Here is a 20,830-nt window from a genome sequence, read left to right as displayed (position 1 = left end):
CTTTTTCATATTCAGAAACGAAAAGAACTACGCAAAGCGATGGGCTTCACGGGCGGCGGCCATGAGTGCACCTGCCTTGTTCTGGCATTCCTTGTGTTCCAGTTCCGGCTTGCTATCGACAACAACGCCTGCGCCAGCCTGAATGTGGATTTTCTCGTCCTTGATGACGGCGGTGCGGAGCGCGATGCAGGTGTCCATCGATCCATCGGCCGAGATGTAACCGATACAGCCCGCATAGATGCCACGGCGCACAGTCTCAAGCTCGTCAATGATTTCCATCGCACGTACCTTTGGCGCACCGGATACGGTTCCGGCCGGGAAACCTGCCTTAAGCGCATCCATCGCGTCATATTTGGTCTCGTCGATCTGACCAACCACGTTCGATACGATATGCATGACATGCGAATAATATTCGATCTGTTCGCGGTCGGTGACGCGCACCGTGCCCGGTTTGGAAACACGACCGACATCGTTACGGCCAAGATCAAGCAGCATCAGATGTTCTGAGCGTTCTTTTGGGTCATCCAAAAGGTCCTGCGCCATGACCTTGTCATCATCAGGCGTCTTGCCACGACGACGGGTCCCAGCAATCGGGCGTATGGTGACTTCGCCATCACGCAGACGGACCAGAATTTCGGGGCTTGCGCCAACAACCTGAAAACCACCGATATCAAGATAGAACATGAAAGGTGACGGGTTGATGCGCCGCAACGCGCGGTAAAATGCAAATGGCGGCAGCTGATAGGGCAGCGTATAGCGCTGTGACAGAACAACCTGGAAGATATCGCCTGCGCGAATGTAGTCCTTGGCTTTCTCGACCATATCGTGGAAACCGGCTTCATCGACACTGACCTTTGGATCGGGCAGGGTGTCTGGCACCGACTTTGAGCGGCGATCAATGAACAGGTTACGCTGGAACTGTTGCACGACGTCATTCAAACGTGCACAGGCAAGGTCATAGGCGGCATCGGCACTGATACCTGCTTCCGGACGGACCGGGGTCACTACGGTAACGGTATCTTCGATAGTGTCAAAGCTTGCCGTCACGGTCGGGCGAATGAAAATGCCATCAGGGACGCCAAGCTCGTCCTTGTTGCTGTCAGGAAGCTTTTCCATCAAGCGGACGGTGTCATAACCCATATAGCCGACGAGACCGGCACTCATCGGCGGCAGATTGTGAGGAAGCTCGATATGGCTTTCAGCAATCAGTTTCTTGAGGCTATCAAGCGGTGCCGCATCTTCGGCAACAAATGCCTCGGCATCGGCCATCGCGCGGCGGTTAAGTTCCGCCTTGTCGCCAAAGCAACGCCAGATCAGATCAGGCTTCAGTCCAAGGAACGAATAACGTCCGCGAACGGCACCGCCTTCAACAGATTTAAGCAAATAGGTATTTGGCATGCCCTCGGCAATCTTGAGGAACGCCGAGACTGGCGTATCAAGATCGGCGGTCAATGCGGTCCAAAGAACCTGCGAGATGCCGTTGTCATAGTTTTGCTTGAAGCTGGTGAAATCCGGTTTGATTTCCATGGTCTATCCGATTACTCGCCGATTGCTGGTCTTTGGTATTTTGAAATGTGGTTCTTATAAAAAGAAAAAGGGCGACCAGTTCAACCGGTCGCCCCATTTTCAGGATCAGTTTGCAGCGGTCGGGGCATAAAGCCCGTTGATCACGCTGTTATTCACACTGACCGAGATTTCTTCACGCAGGTACGTCAGGTACTGCGCTAGGATGTCTTCGTTGATGGCTTCTTTAAGCTCATCCGTCACACGGCCGGCATCAACCGTGTTGGCATCTGCCGACTTGATTTCATCAAGCTTGACGACCAAAACGTCTTCGCCGGTCTGGATTGCTTTTGCCTTGCGCTCTTCAAGGGTGAAGAGGGCGGCGGCAACAGCCGGGTTCACATCTTCACCAAGGCCCTGACCGGTACGCTTGGTCAGGCCGCTTTCCATGACCGACGCGCCGTCTTCAGATGCCAGACCTATAAGATCAGCACCCGTGGTGTTGATGCTGTTGGCGAGTTCTTCAGCCTTGGCCAGCATCAGCTTCTGACGTTCATCGGCTTCCCATGCTGCGATGACATCTTCACGGACGTCTTCGAACGGACGCAGGGCAGACGGGGTGATGTTTTCAAGACGTACAACGAAACGAGTGCCGGTTGCTGTTTCTTCAAGGAAGCTTTCTTCGCCACTTTCAAGTTCGAAGATCTTCGCATTGATTTCATCTGCACCGTCGATGGCTTCGCCTGCAAGGCCTTCACCACGGACAACACCGTTCAACTTATAGGTCTTTGCGCCAACGTCGCGTGCCGCATCTTCAATCGCAGTACCTGCACCAAGTTCCTCATCAAAGGTTGCGGCAAGATCATAGATCGCGTCTTCAGCTTTGAACTGCTTCAGGCCATCAACAATAATGTCGCGAACTTCATCAAGGGTCTGGGTGCTGCCTGCCGTGATGGACGGAACACGAATGATGTGCCAGCCAAGTGCGGTTTCAACCGGCTCGGACACACCACCTTCTGACAGGGCAAAGGTTGCTTCGCTCAGATCCGGGAGGATGTCGTTTGCGGTGAATTCACCAAGCTTAACAAGTGACTTATCCATGCCTGCTTCAGCGGCGACTTCCATGAAGTCTGCGCCACCCTGAAGCTTCTTATAGGCTTCCAGTGCCGACTGTTCGTCATTCGGCGCAAACAGGATCTGCTCGACCGTACGCTTTTCCGGAACCTGAAATTCGGCTTCGCGCTGTTTGTAAGACTTCAGCGATTTCTTCTTCGCTGACCGTAACGGTTGCCATCAGGTCGGCTGCACTCAGGGTCGCAAGCGTGACATCACGGCTTTCCGGTGCGGTGAACTGCGGAGCGTTTTCTTCGTGATAGGCACGAAGGGTGGCATCATCGGCGGTCGCGATGTCAGCAAACTCAGAAGCGTTAAGCGCAAAGTAGGAGCCAGCGCGCTGTTCATTGCGATAGGCAACGATCTGCTTTGCCATTATGTCCGGAACGCTTGCGGTGCCAGTCAGGCTGCCAACAACCTGCTGGCTCATCAGATCACCACGAACGCCTTCGATGAATTCCTGCTCGGTGTAACCAGCCTGATAAAGCGACTGAAGGAAACGATCACGGCTGAACTGGCCGGTGGTCGGATCCTTGAAGTTGTCCGAGGCAAAGATCGTGTCACGAACTTTGTCATCGCTGATGCCGATACCAATGTTCTTGGCATCTTCACGCAGAACCTTCTGGGATACAATCGACTGGACCGTATTGTTCAGAAGGCCCATCTGCACGGCCTGCTGCTGGTTGAAATTCGGGCCGAATACATTTCGCATATTCTGCACGCTGCGCTGGAAGGCGCGGTCCAGTTCGACCGGGGTGACTTTTTGGCTGCCGATTTCGGCAACTTCACGAGACGTGCCAAGGTTCAGCATCGACGCGTTCAGGCCCCAGATAACGAAGCTCAGTGCAATCACGCCAAAGATGATCTTGGCAAAGATTGATTTCGAAAATGTGCGAATGCCAGCAAGCATATGATAAGCCTAACAATTCGTGGTTTGGTGTCGATATAATGTATCGACAGCTTTTAATTATGATCGTCTGCGAACCGAAATCCCGACGAAATTGCCGGGCATCTTAATGGCGAGAGGTAACAGCGGCAACAGGCGATTGCATGGAAGTGCACACCAACACGCCCTGAAATGCATCGACGCGTGATTTCCGGTACTTGGCCCATCGGGACTGACATGCTAAAACCCGCAACGAAACTGATCTTGTAACAATTCGTAACGTGCGAAATTTTGCTGTTATCGGTTTGTTATAAAAGACAAATGTCAAAAATATGACCAGCACGAGGTATCCTTCAATGACCCAACGCCGTCCCCTGATTGCCGGAAACTGGAAAATGAACTGTCTGCGCGCAGATGGTCTTGCACTGGCATCAAGCCTTGCGGCAAAGGCGTCTGAAAAAGGAACACTTGGTTGCGATATCCTTGTTTGCCCGCCGGCAACGCTGCTTTCAGAAGTCGTTGCTGCGACCAAGGATAGCGCGGTGGCTGTTGGTGGTCAGGATTGCCATGTTGCGACGTCTGGTGCGCATACCGGTGATGTTGCCGCCCCGATGCTTGCTGACATTGGTGCCGGTTATGTTCTGGTGGGGCACTCTGAACGCCGTGCAGATCATGGTGAAAGCTCGACCGATATCCGTAAAAAGGCAATTGCTGCACATGATGCGGGTCTGATCGCGGTGGTTTGTGTTGGCGAAACCGATGAAGAACGCGATCTTGGCGCGACGCTTCCGGTCGTGAACGGGCAGGTGGCTGTTTCGGTTCCAGATGGGGCGACCGCAAAGAATACCGTAATTGCCTATGAGCCGGTCTGGGCGATTGGTACGGGCCGTACGGCAAGCGTTGCAGAAGTTGCAGAAGTTCATGCCGCGATCCGTGCTGAACTTGTTGCACGTTTTGAAGACGGTAATGAATTCCGTATTCTTTATGGTGGTTCTGTCAAACCGTCTAACGCTGCAGAATTGCTGGGTGTCGCCGATGTCGATGGCGCGCTTGTCGGCGGGGCGAGCCTGAAGGTTGAAGATTTTTGGCAAATTATTGAAACTTGCGCCTAGCCAACAGCCATAAAACGCGTTAAATACGCATCAAATTTATGCCCGGTCCGGGCCAAATTGCGTTCGGATCGGAAGTTAGGACAAGAGTTTCGAGACCATGCAAACAGTCATTCTGGTAATCCACCTTCTTCTTGCGCTTGGCTTGATCGCCGTAATTCTCGTACAGCGCAGCGAGGGCGGTGGGCTTGGTATCGGCGGAAGTGGCGGCGGCGGAGGAGGCGGTGGCTTCGGCGTGATGAGTTCACGCGGCGCTGCAAACCTGCTGACCCGTACCACTGCGATTCTTGCAGGTGCATTCATGATCACCAGTATCATTCTTGCGCTGCAGTCCAACAGCCACACCAAGCCAGCTTCGATCTTGGAGCAGGCACCGGCTTCGGCCCCGGCGGTTACTGAACCCGCTGAGGACACCGGCCCGGCGGCTCCGACCCGCTAAACAAATTAACCGACGACCAGAGGCGGCAAACTTGCCGCCTCAATTTTTGATTGTTGTATTCCCCGGTTCGTGATGCACTAAACGGCATTGAACCGAGGCTTTGTGCTTTGAGATGAGGCAAAGAAATGACTCGTTATATCTTTATCACCGGTGGCGTTGTTTCATCGCTGGGCAAGGGCCTGGCTTCCGCTGCTTTGGGTGCTTCGTTACAGGCACGTGGCTTTACCGTTCGTCTGCGTAAGCTTGACCCGTATATCAACGTCGATCCGGGCACCATGAGCCCGTACCAGCATGGCGAATGCTATGTCACCGAAGACGGTGCAGAGACCGACCTTGATCTGGGCCACTATGAGCGTTTCACTGGCGTCTCATCGCGCCGATCAGATAACGTGACCACCGGCCGTATTTATTCCAACGTCATCGCACGTGAGCGCCGCGGGGATTACCTTGGCGGGACCGTTCAGGTCATTCCGCACATCACCGATGCGATCAAGGAATTCGTCATGTCCGATGCGACCGAGGACTTTGTCCTTGTCGAAATCGGCGGCACGGTTGGTGATATCGAAAGCCTTCCGTTCCTTGAAGCGATCCGTCAGATGGGCAACGACCTTGGCGATGGCCGTGCGTTGTTCATGCACCTGACGCTTGTTCCTTATATCTCCTCTGCGGGTGAGCTTAAAACCAAGCCGACCCAGCACTCGGTCAAGGAACTGCAAAGCGTCGGTATTCAGCCTGATATTCTTCTGTGCCGTTGTGATCGTGAAATCCCGATCAACGAACGCCGCAAGATCGCACGTTTCTGTAACGTCCGCGAAGCAGCCGTTATTCCGGCATATGACGTCGACAATATCTATCAGGTTCCGATCAGCTACCATCAGTACGGTCTGGACAATGAAGTGCTTCATCACTTCGGTCTTCAGGCGCAGGAACCGGATCTGCAGCCGTGGGAAGACATTTGCAACACCATCCGTAACCCGGAAGGCGAAGTTACCATCGGTATCGTTGGTAAATACATCCAGTTGCCCGATGCATACAAATCCCTGACCGAAGCACTGACCCATGGCGGTATCGCCAACAAGGTTCGTGTCAATCTGGAATGGATTGCGTCTGACGCGCTGGAAAAAGAAGGCAACGTCAACGAAATCCTGTCGAAGCTTGATGCGATCATGGTTCCGGGTGGTTTTGGCGAGCGTGGCGCAGAAGGCAAGATTGCCGCTGCACGTTATGCCCGTGAAAACAAGGTTCCGTATTTCGGCATTTGCTTTGGCATGCAGATGGCTGTTCTTGAAGCAGCCCGTCACCTTGCTGGCCTGAAAGATGCGTCTTCGTCCGAGTTCGGCCCGACCAAAACCCCGCTTGTTGGTCTGATGACCGAATGGGCGAAAGATGGTGGTTCGGTAGAACGTCGTTCTGGCGAAGATGATCTGGGCGGCACCATGCGTCTTGGCAATTATGAGTGCAAGCTGGTTGACGGCACGCGCGCACGTGACATCTATGGCAGTGAAACTGTTCTTGAACGTCACCGCCACCGTTATGAAGTTAACGTAAACTTCATGCCGCAGCTTGAGGAAAAAGGTCTTAAATTCTCTGGCTTGTCGCCAGACGGTCGTCTGCCGGAAATCGTCGAATACCCGGATCATCCGTGGTTCATCGGCGTTCAGTTCCACCCGGAACTGCGGTCGCGTCCGCTTGACCCGCATCCGCTGTTCGTCTCTTACATCAAGGCCGCCAAAGAGCGCAGCCGTCTGGTGTAAGAGACTGCAGTCCGACTGCATGAATGGCCGCGTGCCCACATGATTGTCTGAAAGTCATTGAAATGACCGAAATTAAAACCCTCAAAGTCGGCAATATCGAAATCGCCAATGACAAGCCGTTTGCCGTTCTGGCAGGCCCATGCGCGATCGAGAGCCGTCAACATGCACTTGAGATGTCCGCAGCCCTTAAGGAACTTTCCGAAGGGCTGGGCATCGGACTGGTTTACAAAAGCTCGTTTGACAAGGCCAACCGTACCAGCACCACCTCCAAACGTGGTGTCGGTCTGTCCGAAGGTCTTGATATCCTGGCAGAAGTGAAGGCCACCACCGGTCTTCCGATTGTCACTGACGTGCATTTGCCTGATCAGTGTGCAGCTGTTGCCGAAGTTGCCGACATCCTTCAGATCCCGGCATTCCTGTGCCGTCAGGCGGATTTGTTGCAGGCGGCAGGCAAAACCGGTCGTGCGGTCAATGTCAAAAAGGGCCAGTTCCTGGCCCCTTGGGACATGGTCAATGTTGCCAACAATCTGGCATCGACCGGCAATGAAAACATTATGCTCTGTGACCGTGGGACCAGCTTTGGCTATAACACGCTTGTCACGGACTTCCGCGGACTTCCCACCATGGCCCGTCAGGGCTACCCAGTTGTCTTTGATGCAACCCATTCGGTTCAGCAGCCGGGCGGACAGGGCACCTCATCAGGTGGTCAGCGCGAATTCGCGCCCGTTCTTGCTCGTGCGGCCGTATCGGTTGGTATCGCGGCACTGTTTATCGAAACCCACGATAACCCGGCAACGGCCATTTCCGATGGCCCGAACCAGATCCCGTTGAACAAGTTGCCCGAAGTTCTTTCGGTTCTGATGGAATTGGACAAAGTGGCAAAAGCCAATCCGGTTCGTCTGGACATGTTCGACGCATAAGTATCAAATGCCGCCAGTCAGTGATTGGCGGCATTCTTTTTTGCTGTAACCTGCATGCCCTTACAAAAAAGGCATGGTTCCTACCAGTGAGGAGAACGTTTCTGTCATGACCGCTATTATCGATATTCGCGGCCGCGAAATCCTTGACAGCCGTGGTAACCCGACGGTCGAAGTTGATGTAACCCTGGAAAATGGCGCCTTTGGCCGTGCTGCCGTTCCGTCGGGTGCATCCACCGGTGCCCACGAAGCTGTTGAACTTCGCGACAAAGAAGACCGTTATCTTGGCAAAGGCGTGACCAAGGCTGTTGCCGCGGTCAATGGTGAGATTTTTGAAGCACTGGCTGGCATGGATGCCGAAGACCAGGTTGCTGTCGATAACGTCATGATCGATCTTGACGGTACCGAAAACAAATCCCGCCTCGGCGCCAATGCGATCCTTGGTGTTTCGCTTGCAACTGCCAAAGCAGCTGCTGAAGACGCAGGTCTTCCGCTGTATCGCTATGTTGGTGGTTCGTTCGCACGCACGCTTCCGGTTCCGATGATGAACATCATCAACGGTGGCGAGCATGCCGACAACCCGATCGACGTTCAGGAATTCATGATCATGCCGGTTTCGGCTGAGACCTGCTCTGACGCGATCCGTATGGGTGCGGAAATCTTCCATAACCTGAAAAAAGCTCTGTCTGCTGATGGCCTGAACACCAATGTCGGTGATGAAGGTGGTTTCGCGCCGAACATCGCATCGACCGAAGCTGCGATCAGCTACGTTATGAAGTCGATCGAAGCTGCTGGCTACCGCCCGGAAGAAGACGTCGTACTGGCACTTGATGCCGCTTCGACCGAATTCTACAAAGGCGGTAACTATGTATTGGCGGGCGAGGGCAAGACCCTTGATTCGTCCGGTATGGTCAAATACTGGGCCGACCTCGTTGGCAAATACCCGATCTTCTCCATCGAAGACGGTATGGCAGAAGACGATTGGGATGGCTGGGCAGAACTGACCGCAGCTATTGGTGCCAAAACCCAGCTTGTTGGTGATGACCTGTTCGTGACCAACCCGAAACGTCTTGCTGACGGCATCAAAAAAGGCGTTGCGAACTCGATCCTGGTCAAGGTTAACCAGATCGGTACGCTGTCTGAGACCCTTGAAGCGGTCGAAATGGCACACCGTGCTGGCTACACCGCCGTCATGTCGCACCGTTCGGGCGAAACCGAAGACTTAACCATTGCTGATCTTGCTGTTGCGACCAACTGTGGCCAGATTAAAACCGGTTCGCTTTCGCGTTCTGACCGTATGGCGAAATACAACCAGCTGATCCGTATCGAAGAGCTTCTCGATGCTGGTGCTTACTTCCCGGGTCGTTCGATCCTGAAGTAATCTGATCGGCGAGGGATCTCGCCCTGAAATAACAGGCCGCCTGAGCATGTTTCAGGCGGCCTGTTTGCATTTTGGCGTTTGGTTTCGCGTCCGGTTCGACGGGGCAAAAGCCAATATCAGGATTAGCGAATTGAGCGTAGATCAATGGCTTTGTAGTTGCGGCTTAACTCTATTTTTACCGAACTATGCGCTATTTAAACGGTAATGTTGCCGGGTTTATGACCTTGTCAGATGCTATGTGTCTGAATAACAAGGGAAATAACGTATGTTATTTTAATGTTATATATCCGGAATGGTTTGGGTCGTCGCCAAAATCGCGTGACCGCGCAAGGGGCAATAGTAAATGTCGTCAAATTCACCGGTCTTTCGTCGCCTGAAACAGGCTGTCGCACCGGTTATTGCATTTACCGTCATGGCCTATTTCATCTTCCACAGTGTGGAGGGCGAGCGTGGTTTGCTGACCTATTGGTCGATGCAGGATCGCGTAACTGACATTGCCAAAGTGCTGGACGAGACGACAGAACGTCGAAAGGCGCTTGAGCAACATGTCCTTTCCTTACGTGCCAGCCACCTTGATCCAGACCTTTTGGATGAACGGGCGCGCGCCATGCTTAATGCGGCCCATCCCGATGATGTCATCTTATTCCATCGCGATGGCTATGGTGATCTTGCAACGACGGTTGCTGCAAACAGCAACTGATTTACGTGAAAACACCCTCATCTGATTGTATAGAGAATCCATACGCCTGATCAGTTTATGATCGCAGGCGAAAAGGGCTGCTTATCGCGCCGGGCAGGGCCAAGTGTGCGGTAATTCACAGTTGTGAAGTTTTTTCAGTAATAAACGTTATCGGATAAGTCGTTGTTTAAACTGACTTCTGGTTGATCACGCTTTTGTATGAGTTCAGGGTTGAGCGCATTGATATTACGCGCATTCCCTGAGTTGTAATCAGATTACAACGGCTATGCGGTATTATCGTCATGAAAGCATAGCATTTGTGACATATAGGCACGAACGGATTTTAAAGCATCCGCTCAAGTAGCTGAAAACTCTGCATCTCTACATCTTTGCGAAATCTTATCAATTAACCATAAATAGGTTTATTTGTGATTGTGCGTTGCAAAACAACAGTTTATTCGAAGTTTGATTGCTTGCCCTAGGCGGTCGTTTTAGGTAGTCATTTCGGTGGTCCAGTACCGAATTAAGCGCTCATACATGATGCTTAAGCGATAGCCATCCACCGGGAGGAAACATGGCGACCACAAAACGCAAACGCGCCACTACGCGCGCCGACAACCAGGCGAGCAGTGACGATCTCCTCAAATATTACCGTGAAATGCTTCTGATCCGTCGCTTTGAAGAAAAAGCCGGTCAGCTGTATGGCATGGGTCTTATCGGTGGCTTCTGCCACCTCTATATCGGGCAGGAAGCAGTCGTTGTCGGCATGCAGGCTGCCATCACCGGCGACGATGGTGTTATCACCAGTTACCGTGACCACGGCCATATGCTGGCATGTGGCATGGATGCTGGTGGCGTCATGGCCGAGCTGACGGGCCGCGAAGGCGGTTATTCCCGCGGCAAAGGCGGCTCGATGCACATGTTCTCCAAAGAAAAGAACTTCTATGGCGGACACGGTATCGTTGGTGGTCAGGTTCCGCTCGGAACCGGTATTGCCTTCAATTACAAATATCGCGGTGAAGACCGTGTATGTCTGACCTATTTGGGTGACGGTGCCGTCAACCAGGGGCAGGTCTATGAAGCCTTCAACATGGCCGCTCTCTGGCAACTTCCGGTGATCTATTGCATCGAGAACAACCAGTACGCTATGGGCACCTCAACCCAGCGTCACTCTTCAAGCCCTGATCTTTATCAGCGCGGTATGGCCTATGGCATTCCGGGCGAACAGGTTGATGGCATGGACGTTCTTGCGGTCAAGGAAGCAGGCGAACGCGCTGTCAAGCATTGCCGCGAAGGCAAGGGCCCATACATTCTTGAGCTCAAAACCTACCGTTACCGCGGTCACTCGATGTCCGACCCGGCGAAATATCGCACCAAGGACGAACTCGACAAGATGCGCAAGGAACACGACCCGATCGATATGGTCAAAAAGCTTCTGATCGATGGCAACATTATCGATGAAGCTGGCCTTAAGGATATCGACAAGGAAGTGAAATCCGAAGTCGCAAAAGCGGCCGAGTTCGCGCAGAACAGCCCGGAACCGGATGTTTCTGAACTGTTCACCGATATTCTGATCGACGCGTGATCGCGACATTTCGCGAACCGCTTTTGACCGATATTTCCCGGGAGAGAGGGAACAATGCCGATTGAAGTTTTGATGCCGGCCCTGTCGCCGACCATGACCGAAGGCACGCTTGCCAAATGGAACATCAAGGAAGGCGACACTGTCGCATCCGGTGACGTCATCGCAGAAATCGAAACCGACAAAGCGACGATGGAAGTCGAAGCCGTCGATGAAGGTACTGTGGGTAAGCTGATCATTGCCGAAGGTACCGAAAACGTCGCGGTAAATGCCGTGATCGCCTATATCCTTGAAGAAGGCGAAGACGCATCTGCACTCGATAACGTCTCTGCATCGTCGGGCACTGCTCCGGCGGCCGCAGAATTTGCACCTGCTGCTCCGGCTGCTGAAGAAGCACCGGCTGCCAGCACGGCAAGTGCCGCACCGGTTGCTGCGAGTGGTGCGATTGAACGTTCTGAAGCAGAACCGCGCGCGATGAGCGTGATGAACGCGACCCAGGACGAAAAAACCTACACCAGCTTTAAAACCCAGACCGTTCGTGAAGCCCTGCGTGATGCAATGGCTGAAGAAATGCGTGGTGACGAAAACGTCTTCGTCATGGGCGAAGAAGTTGCGCAGTATCAGGGTGCCTACAAGGTTACCCAGGGTCTGCTTGATGAATTCGGTGACCGTCGCGTCGTCGATACCCCGATTACCGAAATCGGTTTCACGGGTATGGCGACCGGTTCTGCCTTTATGGGGCTGAAGCCGATTGTCGAATTCATGACCTTTAACTTCGCGATGCAGGCAATCGACCACATCATCAACTCTGCGGCCAAGACGCTTTACATGTCTGGTGGCCAGCTTGGTTGCCCGATCGTCTTCCGTGGTCCGAACGGTGCTGCTGCCCGCGTTGGTGCACAGCACTCGCAGTGCTATGCATCTTGGTATGCACATTGCCCGGGGCTGAAGGTTATCGCACCGTGGTCGGCTGCTGATGCCAAAGGTCTTCTGAAGGCCGCTATCCGCGATCCGAACCCGGTTGTCTTCCTTGAAAACGAAATCATGTACGGTCAGAGCTTCGAAGTTCCTGACGACGAAGATTTCGTTCTGCCGATCGGTCAGGCCAAGATCGAACGCGAAGGTACCGATGTTACCATCGTTGCTTTCTCGATCATGGTTGGCAAGGCGCTCAAGGCTGCCGAAAAACTGGCAGAGCAGGGCATCTCGGCTGAGGTTATCAACCTGCGTACGATCCGTCCGCTTGATGTGAACACCATTATTCGCTCGGTAATGAAGACCAATCGTCTGGTTACCTGTGAAGAAGGCTGGCACTTCGCCGGCATCGGTTCGGAAATCGCATCGGTGGTCATGGAACATGCCTTTGACTATCTCGATGCACCGGTTGCCCGTGTAACCGGCGAAGATGTTCCGATGCCGTATGCTGCCAACCTTGAAGCGCTTGCGCTTCCGCAAGAGCAGCACATCGTCGATGCGGCCAAGGCCGTTTGCTATCGCTAAGTGATACGGACAGGGGCAGGCGCCAACACAAAGCGCGCCGCCCCGTTACCGGGAGAATGTGTTCATGCCTGTAAAAGTATTGATGCCGGCCCTGTCGCCGACCATGACCGAAGGCACCTTGGCCAAATGGCACGTCAAGGAAGGTGACACCGTTGAATCGGGCGATGTCATCGCAGAAATCGAAACCGACAAAGCCACGATGGAAGTCGAAGCCGTCGACGAAGGCACGATCGGTAAAATCCTTGTTGCCGAAGGCAGCGAAGGTGTTCCTGTGAACGAAGTTATCGCGCTTCTGCTTGAAGAAGACGAAGACGCATCTGCTCTTGATGGTGCTGATACCTCTGCTGCTGGCGCTGCACCTGCTGCTGCTCCGGCCGCTGAAGCCGCACCTGCACCGTCTGCTACCCCAGCGGCAGCAAGTCCGGCACCGGCAGCCCCGGGTGCGGGTGGTGAGCGTGTCAAGGCAAGCCCGCTTGCACGTCGCATTGCTGCGAACGAAGGCGTTGACCTTGCTGGTGTGTCGGGCTCTGGCCCGCGTGGTCGCGTTGTTAAACGCGATGTTGAGGCCGCCATGGCATCCAAACCGGCCGCTGGCGCCCCGTCAGCAGCATCTGCTGCACCGTCCGCACCGGCTGCGGCTGCTGCCCCGGCAGCATCTGGCTGGAACCCGGATCTCAATGGTCTGCCGGAATACGAAGAAATTCCGAACAGCGGCATGCGCAAAACCATCGCGCGTCGTCTGACCGAATCCAAACAGCAGGTTCCGCATTTCTACCTTACGGTCGATTGCGAACTCGACAACCTGCTTGCCACCCGTAAACAGCTTAACGAAAAAGCTGGCGACGGTGTCAAAATCTCGGTGAACGACTTTGTTATCCGTGCAGTCTCTTTGGCACTCAAAAAAGTTCCTGCTGCAAACTCCATCTGGACCGACAAGGCGACCTTGCAGTGCAAGAAACAGGATATCTCGGTGGCAGTTGCCATTGAGGGTGGCCTGATCACGCCAGTTGTCCGCGATGCGGGCTCCAAGGGTCTTGCTGAAATCTCGTCTGAGATGAAAGCACTGGCTGGCAAGGCACGCGACGGCAAACTGATGCCGGAAGACTATCAGGGCGGGACCTTCTCGGTTTCCAACCTCGGTATGTTTGGTATCAAGAGCTTCTCTGCCATCATCAACCCGCCGCAGGGTTGCATCCTTGCCGTTGGTGCTGGCGAACAGCGCCCGGTCGTCAAGGATGGCGCACTGGCCGTTGCGACCGTCATGAGCTGCACGCTGTCTGTTGACCACCGTGCGGTCGATGGTGCGGTTGGTGCTGAGTTCATGGCTGAATTCAAAAAGCTGATCGAAGATCCGCTGAGCATGTTGCTCTGAGGTTCCAAAGTTGCGCGGGGACTTTAACTAGTCCCCGCAAGCATTTGAATTTCAAGACCTGTGACCGGTGACGGGCAGGCGAAGGAGATCCTACGATGGCGGATAGCAATTTCGACGTAATCGTGATTGGTGCAGGTCCGGGTGGTTATGTAACCGCAATCCGTGCTGCCCAGCTTGGCCTGAAAACGGCTGTTGTTGAACGTGAACATCTTGGTGGCATTTGCCTTAACTGGGGTTGTATCCCGACCAAGGCGCTTCTGCGTTCAGCTGAAGTTTACCGCAACATGAACCATGCAAAGGCATATGGTCTTTCTTGTGAAAAGCCGTCCTTTGATATTGATGCCGTGATCGAGCGTTCGCGTGGTGTATCCAAACAGCTTTCTGGTGGTGTTGGCCATCTTCTCAAGAAGAACAAGGTCACCGTGATCAACGGCGAAGCCAAGTTTGATGGTCCGAAAAAGATCGTTGTAACGGGCAAAGATGCCGGCACTTACACCGCGAAAAGCTATATCATTGCTACCGGCGCACGTGCACGTTCGCTGCCGGGCCTTGAAGCTGATGGCAAAGTGGTTTGGGATTACAAGAAGGCGATGACGCCGGACAAAATGCCCAAAAGCCTTGTTGTTGTCGGTTCCGGTGCAATCGGTATTGAGTTCGCCAGCTTCTATCACACCATGGGCGCTGATGTGACCGTGGTTGAGATCATGCCGCGGATCATGCCGGTTGAAGACAAGGAAGTTGCAGCACTTGCGCAGAAAATGATGACCAAGGACGGGATGAAAATCCTGACCGAAGCAAAGGTCGCCAATCTCAAGCGCAATGCAGATAACGTTGTTGTCACGGTTGAAACCAAAGACGGCAAGAAACAGGAACTTACTGTTGATCGTGTGATTTCTGCTGTTGGCGTGATCGGAAACACCGAAAACCTTGGCCTTGAAACCACCAAGGTCAAAGTTGATCGCAACGTGATCGGTACTGATGATTATTCGGCAACCGCAGAGCCGGGCATCTACGCGATTGGTGACGTTGCAGGTCCGCCGATGCTGGCACACAAGGCCGAACATGAAGGCGTTATTTGTGTCGAGAAGATCGCAGGCGTTAAAGGCGTTCATCCGCTTGATCCGCGCAAGATCCCGGGTTGCACCTATTGCCATCCGCAGGTCGCTAGTGTCGGCTTGACCGAAGCCAAGGCAAAAGAAGCCGGCTATGAGGTCAAGGTTGGCAAGTTCCCGTTCATTGGCAATGGCAAGGCTGTTGCACTGGGCGAGGCAGAAGGTCTGGTGAAAACCGTCTTTGATGCCAAAACCGGTGAATTGCTTGGCGCGCACATGGTCGGTACCGAAGTGACCGAGCTCATTCAGGGCTTTGTGGTTGCCATGGGCCTTGAGACGACCGAGGAAGACCTGATGCATACGGTCTTCCCGCATCCCACCCTGTCAGAAATGATGCATGAGTTGGTTCTTGACGCATATGGTCGTGCGATCCACTTCTAAAATATCGGGTTTTACCGGGCGCACATGCCCGGTATGACCTTTTTTGACGAATGTCGGTTTGACAAATGCGTGGCGTGGCGGCAAATTGCCGCCCGTCCAATCCTTCGGAGGTAACTCTATGTCGACGGCGCGTAGCGAAGAAAAAGCACTTCGTCACCCGGAAAAGCAAAAACGGCCTGATCGTCCATCCGGACGCAAGCCGTCCTGGATTCGCGTTAAGGCGCCAACCTCCAAGGGCTATCAGGAAACCCGCGAGCTCGCGCGTGGTTTGAACCTGCATACCGTTTGCGAAGAAGCCGCATGCCCGAATATCGGTGAATGCTGGCAGAAGAAACACGCATCCTTCATGATTATGGGCGATACCTGCACCCGTGCATGTTCTTTCTGTAACGTGAAAACCGGTATGCCGAACGCGCTTGATCCGTTCGAGCCGGAAAATCTGGCGATGGCGGTTGCCGACATGCAGCTTAAGCATGTTGTGATCACCTCGGTTGACCGTGATGACCTTGCCGATGGCGGTGCTGCGCACTTTGCCCGCGTGATCGAGGCCATCCGTCATAAATCGCCGGAAACCACCATCGAAATTCTGACCCCGGACTTCCGTGACAAACCAGGTGCAGTGGAAATCGTCGCAAAGGCCCGTCCTGACGTTTTCAACCACAACCTTGAAACGGTTCCGCGGCTTTACACCAATATCCGTCCGGGCGCGCGTTACTATCAGTCGTTGCGCATCCTTGACCGGGTAAAGCAGATTGATCCGACGATCTTTACCAAATCCGGCCTGATGGTTGGTCTGGGTGAAGAGCGCAAGGAACTGGCACAGGTGATGGACGATCTGCGTGTTGCAGATGTCGACTTCCTGACGATTGGCCAGTATCTGCAGCCGACGCTCAAGCACGAGCCGGTCCACCGTTTTGTGACCCCGGACGAGTTTGACGAATATGCTTCCATGGCACGTGGCAAAGGATTCTTGATGGTTTCGGCAACGCCGCTGACCCGTTCAAGCTACCACGCAGACCGTGACTTCGAGCAGCTTCGTGAAGCACGCGAGAAGAAACTGGCTGCCGCCGAAGAAGCCAAGGCCAAAGCTGCACGCGCAGAAACTGCTGCGCAATAAGCTTTACCGATACGCGCGACGATAAGGGGAGATATCGAGTGCCGACGCATGCAGAGCGCAGGAAACTGCCCTATACGCCGGAACAACTCTTTGAACTCGTCGCGGATATCGATTCCTATTCCGAGTTTCTCCCGTGGTGCGTGGCATCACGTGTGCGCAAGCGCGATGGGGACGTGCTTAAAGCCGATCTGGTGATCGGCTTTAAGATGTTCCGCGAGAAATACACATCCAAAGTTACCCTGCAGCGTCCGCATCGTGTTGATGTCGAATATCTGCAGGGGCCATTCAAATACCTCAATAACCACTGGGTGTTTGAAGAGGACGAAGATGGCGGCACTTGGCTTGATTTCTTCGTGGATTTTGAATTCCGCTCAGCATTGTTGCAAAAAATGATCGGCGTCGTGTTTAACGAGGCGGTCAAGCTGATGGTCGGGGCTTTTGAAACACGTGCCCGCGAAGTTTATGGCGAACCGGAACTGCCATCATCGGAAGGCTAGGGCAGCGGCAAGCTCCCGTGCCGCCGTCATTTCCAATCACTTTTGATCAATCATATCCGAGATCAGGGCAAAGGCCTTGAGCACAGTTGCCTTGCGCACGGCATGTCGATCTCCTGCAAAAACCTCGTGATAGGTCACGGTCTTCCGATCTTTTCCGACACAACCAAAATGAACCAATCCAACCGGTTTCGTTTCCGTGCCGCCACCTGGGCCAGCAATGCCGGTTACGGAAACCGCAATGGTGGCGTTTGGTGCGCGATCAAGCGCACCTTCACACATGGCGCGCGCGGCAGGTTCTGAAACGGCACCGAATTGTTCGAGCAGGTCATTGCCAACACCGATCAAGCCATGTTTGGCTTCGTTGGAATAGGTGACAAATCCGCAATCAACGACTGATGAGCTGCCATCAACGGCGGTCAAGCTGCCGGTAATCAATCCGCCCGTGCATGATTTTGCTGTTGCGATCATCTCGCCCTTGGCTTTGCATTTGGTGATCAGGGATGCGGCTGCATCAAGGACATCTTGTTCAATTTGCATGAAATTATCCACCAATCAGTTGCGTTATGATGACCAACGAAATCATGGCGAATACGCCGGCAAGAACGTCATCAAACATGATCCCAAACCCGCCACCAACCCGACGGTCGACCCAGCGAATAGGCCATGGTTTGGCAATGTCAAATATCCGGAACGCAACAAAAGCAACCAGCAGCCAGACCAAGTCAGACCACCCGGCACCTAGCGGAATGACCAGCAGACACATCCATTGACCGACAACTTCATCAATGACGATTTCGCCAGCATCATGAATGCCGAGCAGATGGCTATATTGGTGGGCAGCCCAAACACCGATCGCGAAAACGATAATACTTGCAACGATTAAGGCGCTATTCCCGCCGTAAACCCAGATAAGCCAACCAAACGGCAGGGCTGCCAGTGATCCGGCAGTGCCGGGTGCCTTTGGGCTCTTGCCGCTGTAAAACCAGGTTGCGGCACAGGTAATCAAAAAACGGGAAAAAGGCATTATCTGCTTACGTATGAGATGTGAATGATGGGCTTTGGTAGCACATGATGACCCATCCTCAGTGAAAAAATTGCGATTAAGGATGTGTTAACGTGCTTGCTTGCGTGTCGAGATACAGGTAGCGTAAAGGAAATACAAAATAAGTCTCAGGTGGGGTCAGAAGAAACTTAACCCGTCCGGCGAAGCTGGGCGTAACTACGGGCAATTAGGGGTTAGACACTGAATATGTCGGCGTTTGAGGGCATTCGTCGCTTGGTGGATAAATGGTTTCCGGACCGGCAGTTGCTGATCCGTTCGAATGATTTGTTTACCAGCTTCGGCTTGGAAAATATGCGCAGGTCGCGCTCGCCTCGTTCGGGGTTGCTGCAATTACTTGGTCAGTAGGGGTTACCGGCTATAGCTGGTACCTTGATCAGCGCCTTGCCATGCGTGAAGAACAGCTTTTCCGTAGTGAATTGTCCTATAATAGACTGATTGCACGTGTGACCGAAAGCCAACGCCGGTTTGGTGAGATCACGTCGCAAATGGAAGACACCCATCGCAACCTGCTGTCGATGGCGGAGAAGAACCTGCAGCTCCAAGCGCGGGTACAGGATTACACCTCCAAGCTTGCTGATAGCGAGAAGGAGAAAGTCCGGATTTCAGCTTTGCGCACGTCGATGGACAACCAGATGAATGCGCTTCAGGGGCAAATCGACGGGATTACCAACAGGAACCTTGCGCTGCGCGACGAGTTGGAGACTGTTGAAACGGTTATGTCGCGTGTGATGCGCGAACGTGATCAGGCATTACAGCGGTCGAAAAAGCTTCAAGGCGAGCTGAGCGACGCACGTCAGCGGATTGCTGATCTGCACTCGGTTCAACAGCAGGCCATGCAGCGTGTCGCGGAAACCGCTGACACTACTATTCTGGAACTGGAAAACGTTCTTGAAATGACCGGCTTACTGCCAGAGGCATTCGTGTTACCGCCAATGAAGCCTCAGGACCCTGGCGCAGAGCCGGAACCTGGCGTTGGTGGTCCGTTCGTGGCGTTTGAGCCAGAACATCCTAAAGACGAAGAATTTGTCGGTGTAGCTATGGCTCTGGGTGACCGGATGGATCATTTGGCCAGCCTGCATGAACGGATAAAAAAGGCGCCGCTTGGTGAACCTGCGACGTCCTACTACGTATCGAGTTCGTTCGGTAAGAGAAAAGACCCCATCAATGGCCGGTGGGCTTTTCATTCCGGTGTAGATCTAGCCGGGCCGATCAAAACCCCCATTCTTGCGACAGCACCCGGCAAAGTGGTGCATGCAGGATGGAGTGGAAAATACGGGAAGATGGTCGAAATCGATCACGGTAACGGCGTTCGAACCCGTTATGGCCATTTATACAAGGTCCTCGCAAAGAAGGGCGACGAAGTGCGTTACCAAGACCAAATAGCGTTAATGGGAAGCACCGGGCGAAGCACGGGTAGCCATGTTCACTATGAAGTGTTGGTCCATGACAAGCCGGTAAATCCCCTAAAGTTTATTGAGGCGGGACGTTATGTTTTCAAAAACGAGCAAGACGACACAAACAGGGACTAATAAACACGGAAACACAGCCGAAAAAAAAGGCGGCCTTTCGGTTATCAACGCTGATCTGCGCGTAACCGGTGATCTGGTCTCAGAATCAGATGTTCAGGTTGATGGTTCGGTAAATGGCGATATTCGCACCCGTAACCTTACGATTGGTCAACACGGCGAAGTCCGTGGCGAAATCGTTGCAGACAAAATCCGCATTTGCGGTGCTGTCATCGGTCAAGTCCGTGCACGTGATGTTTCACTATCGGACACTGCACGGATGATGGGCGACATTCTGCATGAAAGCCTTTCGATCGAACCCGGCGCCCATATTGAAGGGCATTGCCGCCGGATCGAAAGTCTTGCGGATGAAGGAGGTCTTACCGTCATTCAGGCAGGGCAGGTTGTCGCAGCCAATGTGAAAAAAGAACACAAGTAATAACTTGTTGGGGTCGTAACCGACCTGTTCTAACCATCACTACGATAAAGGCAGGCCCGAGGTTGGACCTGCCTTTTCTTATGGTCGAACTTACACGGTCAGCAGGGTATAAAGCGCCCGCTACGCCTTTGCCTGTTCTTTGATGAGCGGAAGCAATTCATCAAGACCACCTAGAACAACATCAGCCGTATGCGACAAGCGTTCGGTTGGTTGCTTGGTCCGATTGATCCAGGCTGTTCTGAACCCAAAGTGTCCAGCACCTGCGATGTCCCAGCCATTTGAAGACTGGAACGATATTTCAGCAGCCTCGACTTCGAGTTTATCGACCGCAAGCTGATAGACGGTTGGGTGCGGCTTATAGGTTTTAAGGTCATCAACGCAAATGATGTGATCAAACAGGGCCAGAATACCCGATGACTTGGCGGCCGAGATCAACATATGTTTTGCACCATTCGATAGAATGGCAAGCTTGTGACCCTGT

Annotated in this window: 20 protein-coding genes; 14 read left to right on the top strand and 6 right to left on the bottom strand. The window is 53.5% G+C overall.

All coding sequences use genetic code 11. The features are described 5' to 3' along the window. Positions 1 to 27: 27 nt before the first annotated feature. The 3 genes from trpE to ACMZ66_RS03960 form a co-directional block, all read right to left on the bottom strand. Positions 28 to 1,527, bottom strand: coding sequence for an anthranilate synthase component I (gene trpE / locus ACMZ66_RS03970; RefSeq protein WP_416934653.1), 1,500 nt, complete (start codon positions 1,525 to 1,527; stop codon positions 28 to 30). A 105-nt stretch (positions 1,528 to 1,632) separates the two neighbouring features. Continuing rightward, the gene (locus ACMZ66_RS03965) at positions 1,633 to 2,697 is read right to left on the bottom strand and encodes a peptidylprolyl isomerase (protein WP_416935616.1); all 1,065 of its coding nucleotides are present in this window, start codon (positions 2,695 to 2,697) and stop codon (positions 1,633 to 1,635) included. After that, positions 2,681 to 3,526, bottom strand: a complete 846-nt coding sequence (locus ACMZ66_RS03960) for a SurA N-terminal domain-containing protein (RefSeq protein ID WP_416934651.1) — start codon at positions 3,524 to 3,526, stop codon at positions 2,681 to 2,683. Before ACMZ66_RS03960 ends, ACMZ66_RS03965 begins: the two co-directional genes overlap by 17 nt. A gap of 332 nt (positions 3,527 to 3,858) precedes the next feature. Here ACMZ66_RS03960 and tpiA point away from each other — a divergent pair, with 332 nt between their 5' ends. The 12 genes from tpiA (at position 3,859) to ACMZ66_RS03900 (ending at position 17,342) form a co-directional block, all read left to right on the top strand. Continuing rightward, positions 3,859 to 4,614 carry a triose-phosphate isomerase gene (gene tpiA / locus ACMZ66_RS03955; protein ID WP_416934649.1) on the top strand — a complete coding sequence of 252 codons (756 nt, stop codon included), beginning with the start codon at positions 3,859 to 3,861 and terminating at the stop codon, positions 4,612 to 4,614. Positions 4,615 to 4,711: 97 nt separating this feature from the next. After that, positions 4,712 to 5,050, top strand: a complete 339-nt coding sequence (gene secG, locus ACMZ66_RS03950) for a preprotein translocase subunit SecG (RefSeq protein WP_416934647.1) — start codon at positions 4,712 to 4,714, stop codon at positions 5,048 to 5,050. 125 nt (positions 5,051 to 5,175) lie between these two features. Further along, positions 5,176 to 6,804, top strand: coding sequence for a CTP synthase (locus tag ACMZ66_RS03945; RefSeq protein ID WP_416934645.1), 1,629 nt, complete (start codon positions 5,176 to 5,178; stop codon positions 6,802 to 6,804). Positions 6,805 to 6,866: 62 nt separating this feature from the next. Then, positions 6,867 to 7,724, top strand: coding sequence for a 3-deoxy-8-phosphooctulonate synthase (gene kdsA, locus ACMZ66_RS03940; RefSeq protein ID WP_416934643.1), 858 nt, complete (start codon positions 6,867 to 6,869; stop codon positions 7,722 to 7,724). Positions 7,725 to 7,830: 106 nt separating this feature from the next. After that, the gene (gene eno, locus ACMZ66_RS03935) at positions 7,831 to 9,102 is read left to right on the top strand and encodes a phosphopyruvate hydratase (protein ID WP_416934641.1); all 1,272 of its coding nucleotides are present in this window, start codon (positions 7,831 to 7,833) and stop codon (positions 9,100 to 9,102) included. Between the two features lie 343 nt (positions 9,103 to 9,445). Beyond that, positions 9,446 to 9,802, top strand: coding sequence for an FtsB family cell division protein (locus ACMZ66_RS03930; RefSeq protein WP_416934639.1), 357 nt, complete (start codon positions 9,446 to 9,448; stop codon positions 9,800 to 9,802). 553 nt (positions 9,803 to 10,355) lie between these two features. Further along, the gene (gene pdhA, locus ACMZ66_RS03925) at positions 10,356 to 11,366 is read left to right on the top strand and encodes a pyruvate dehydrogenase (acetyl-transferring) E1 component subunit alpha (RefSeq protein ID WP_416934637.1); all 1,011 of its coding nucleotides are present in this window, start codon (positions 10,356 to 10,358) and stop codon (positions 11,364 to 11,366) included. A 54-nt stretch (positions 11,367 to 11,420) separates the two neighbouring features. Further along, on the top strand, positions 11,421 to 12,863 hold the full coding sequence (locus tag ACMZ66_RS03920) for a pyruvate dehydrogenase complex E1 component subunit beta (RefSeq protein WP_416934635.1): 1,443 nt from the start codon (positions 11,421 to 11,423) through the stop codon (positions 12,861 to 12,863). A 64-nt stretch (positions 12,864 to 12,927) separates the two neighbouring features. After that, positions 12,928 to 14,235, top strand: a complete 1,308-nt coding sequence (locus tag ACMZ66_RS03915) for a pyruvate dehydrogenase complex dihydrolipoamide acetyltransferase (protein WP_416934634.1) — start codon at positions 12,928 to 12,930, stop codon at positions 14,233 to 14,235. Between the two features lie 95 nt (positions 14,236 to 14,330). After that, positions 14,331 to 15,728, top strand: coding sequence for a dihydrolipoyl dehydrogenase (lpdA, locus tag ACMZ66_RS03910; protein ID WP_416934632.1), 1,398 nt, complete (start codon positions 14,331 to 14,333; stop codon positions 15,726 to 15,728). A gap of 118 nt (positions 15,729 to 15,846) precedes the next feature. Continuing rightward, the gene (gene lipA / locus ACMZ66_RS03905) at positions 15,847 to 16,845 is read left to right on the top strand and encodes a lipoyl synthase (RefSeq protein WP_416934630.1); all 999 of its coding nucleotides are present in this window, start codon (positions 15,847 to 15,849) and stop codon (positions 16,843 to 16,845) included. Positions 16,846 to 16,883: 38 nt separating this feature from the next. Then, positions 16,884 to 17,342 carry a type II toxin-antitoxin system RatA family toxin gene (locus ACMZ66_RS03900; RefSeq protein ID WP_416934628.1) on the top strand — a complete coding sequence of 153 codons (459 nt, stop codon included), beginning with the start codon at positions 16,884 to 16,886 and terminating at the stop codon, positions 17,340 to 17,342. A gap of 36 nt (positions 17,343 to 17,378) precedes the next feature. Here ACMZ66_RS03900 and ACMZ66_RS03895 read toward each other — a convergent pair whose 3' ends face one another. After that, positions 17,379 to 17,879, bottom strand: a complete 501-nt coding sequence (locus ACMZ66_RS03895) for a CinA family protein (protein WP_416934626.1) — start codon at positions 17,877 to 17,879, stop codon at positions 17,379 to 17,381. A 4-nt stretch (positions 17,880 to 17,883) separates the two neighbouring features. Beyond that, positions 17,884 to 18,366, bottom strand: coding sequence for a phosphatidylglycerophosphatase A (locus ACMZ66_RS03890; protein ID WP_416934624.1), 483 nt, complete (start codon positions 18,364 to 18,366; stop codon positions 17,884 to 17,886). 425 nt (positions 18,367 to 18,791) lie between these two features. On the opposite strand from ACMZ66_RS03890, the gene ACMZ66_RS03885 reads away from it, so the two are divergent. Further along, positions 18,792 to 19,934 (top strand): peptidoglycan DD-metalloendopeptidase family protein, encoded by a 1,143-nt coding sequence (locus ACMZ66_RS03885; RefSeq protein WP_416934622.1) that lies wholly within the window; start codon positions 18,792 to 18,794, stop codon positions 19,932 to 19,934. Beyond that, entirely contained in the window at positions 19,894 to 20,349 is a 456-nt protein-coding gene (locus ACMZ66_RS03880; protein WP_416934620.1) for a bactofilin family protein, read from the top strand. The genes ACMZ66_RS03885 and ACMZ66_RS03880 overlap by 41 nt, the downstream gene beginning before the upstream one ends. A 120-nt stretch (positions 20,350 to 20,469) precedes the next feature. On the opposite strand, the gene ACMZ66_RS03875 is transcribed toward ACMZ66_RS03880, so the two are convergent. Beyond that, the coding region (locus ACMZ66_RS03875) for an HAD-IA family hydrolase (protein ID WP_416934618.1) at positions 20,470 to 20,830 on the bottom strand (361 nt) is incomplete at its 5' end.

It is taken from the genome of Thalassospira sp. (assembly GCF_048059015.1).
In the GTDB taxonomy this organism is placed as follows: Bacteria; Pseudomonadota; Alphaproteobacteria; order Rhodospirillales; family Thalassospiraceae; genus Thalassospira.
Note: the sequence above shows the minus strand (reverse complement) of the source record. Positions and strands in the feature narration are given on the sequence as shown.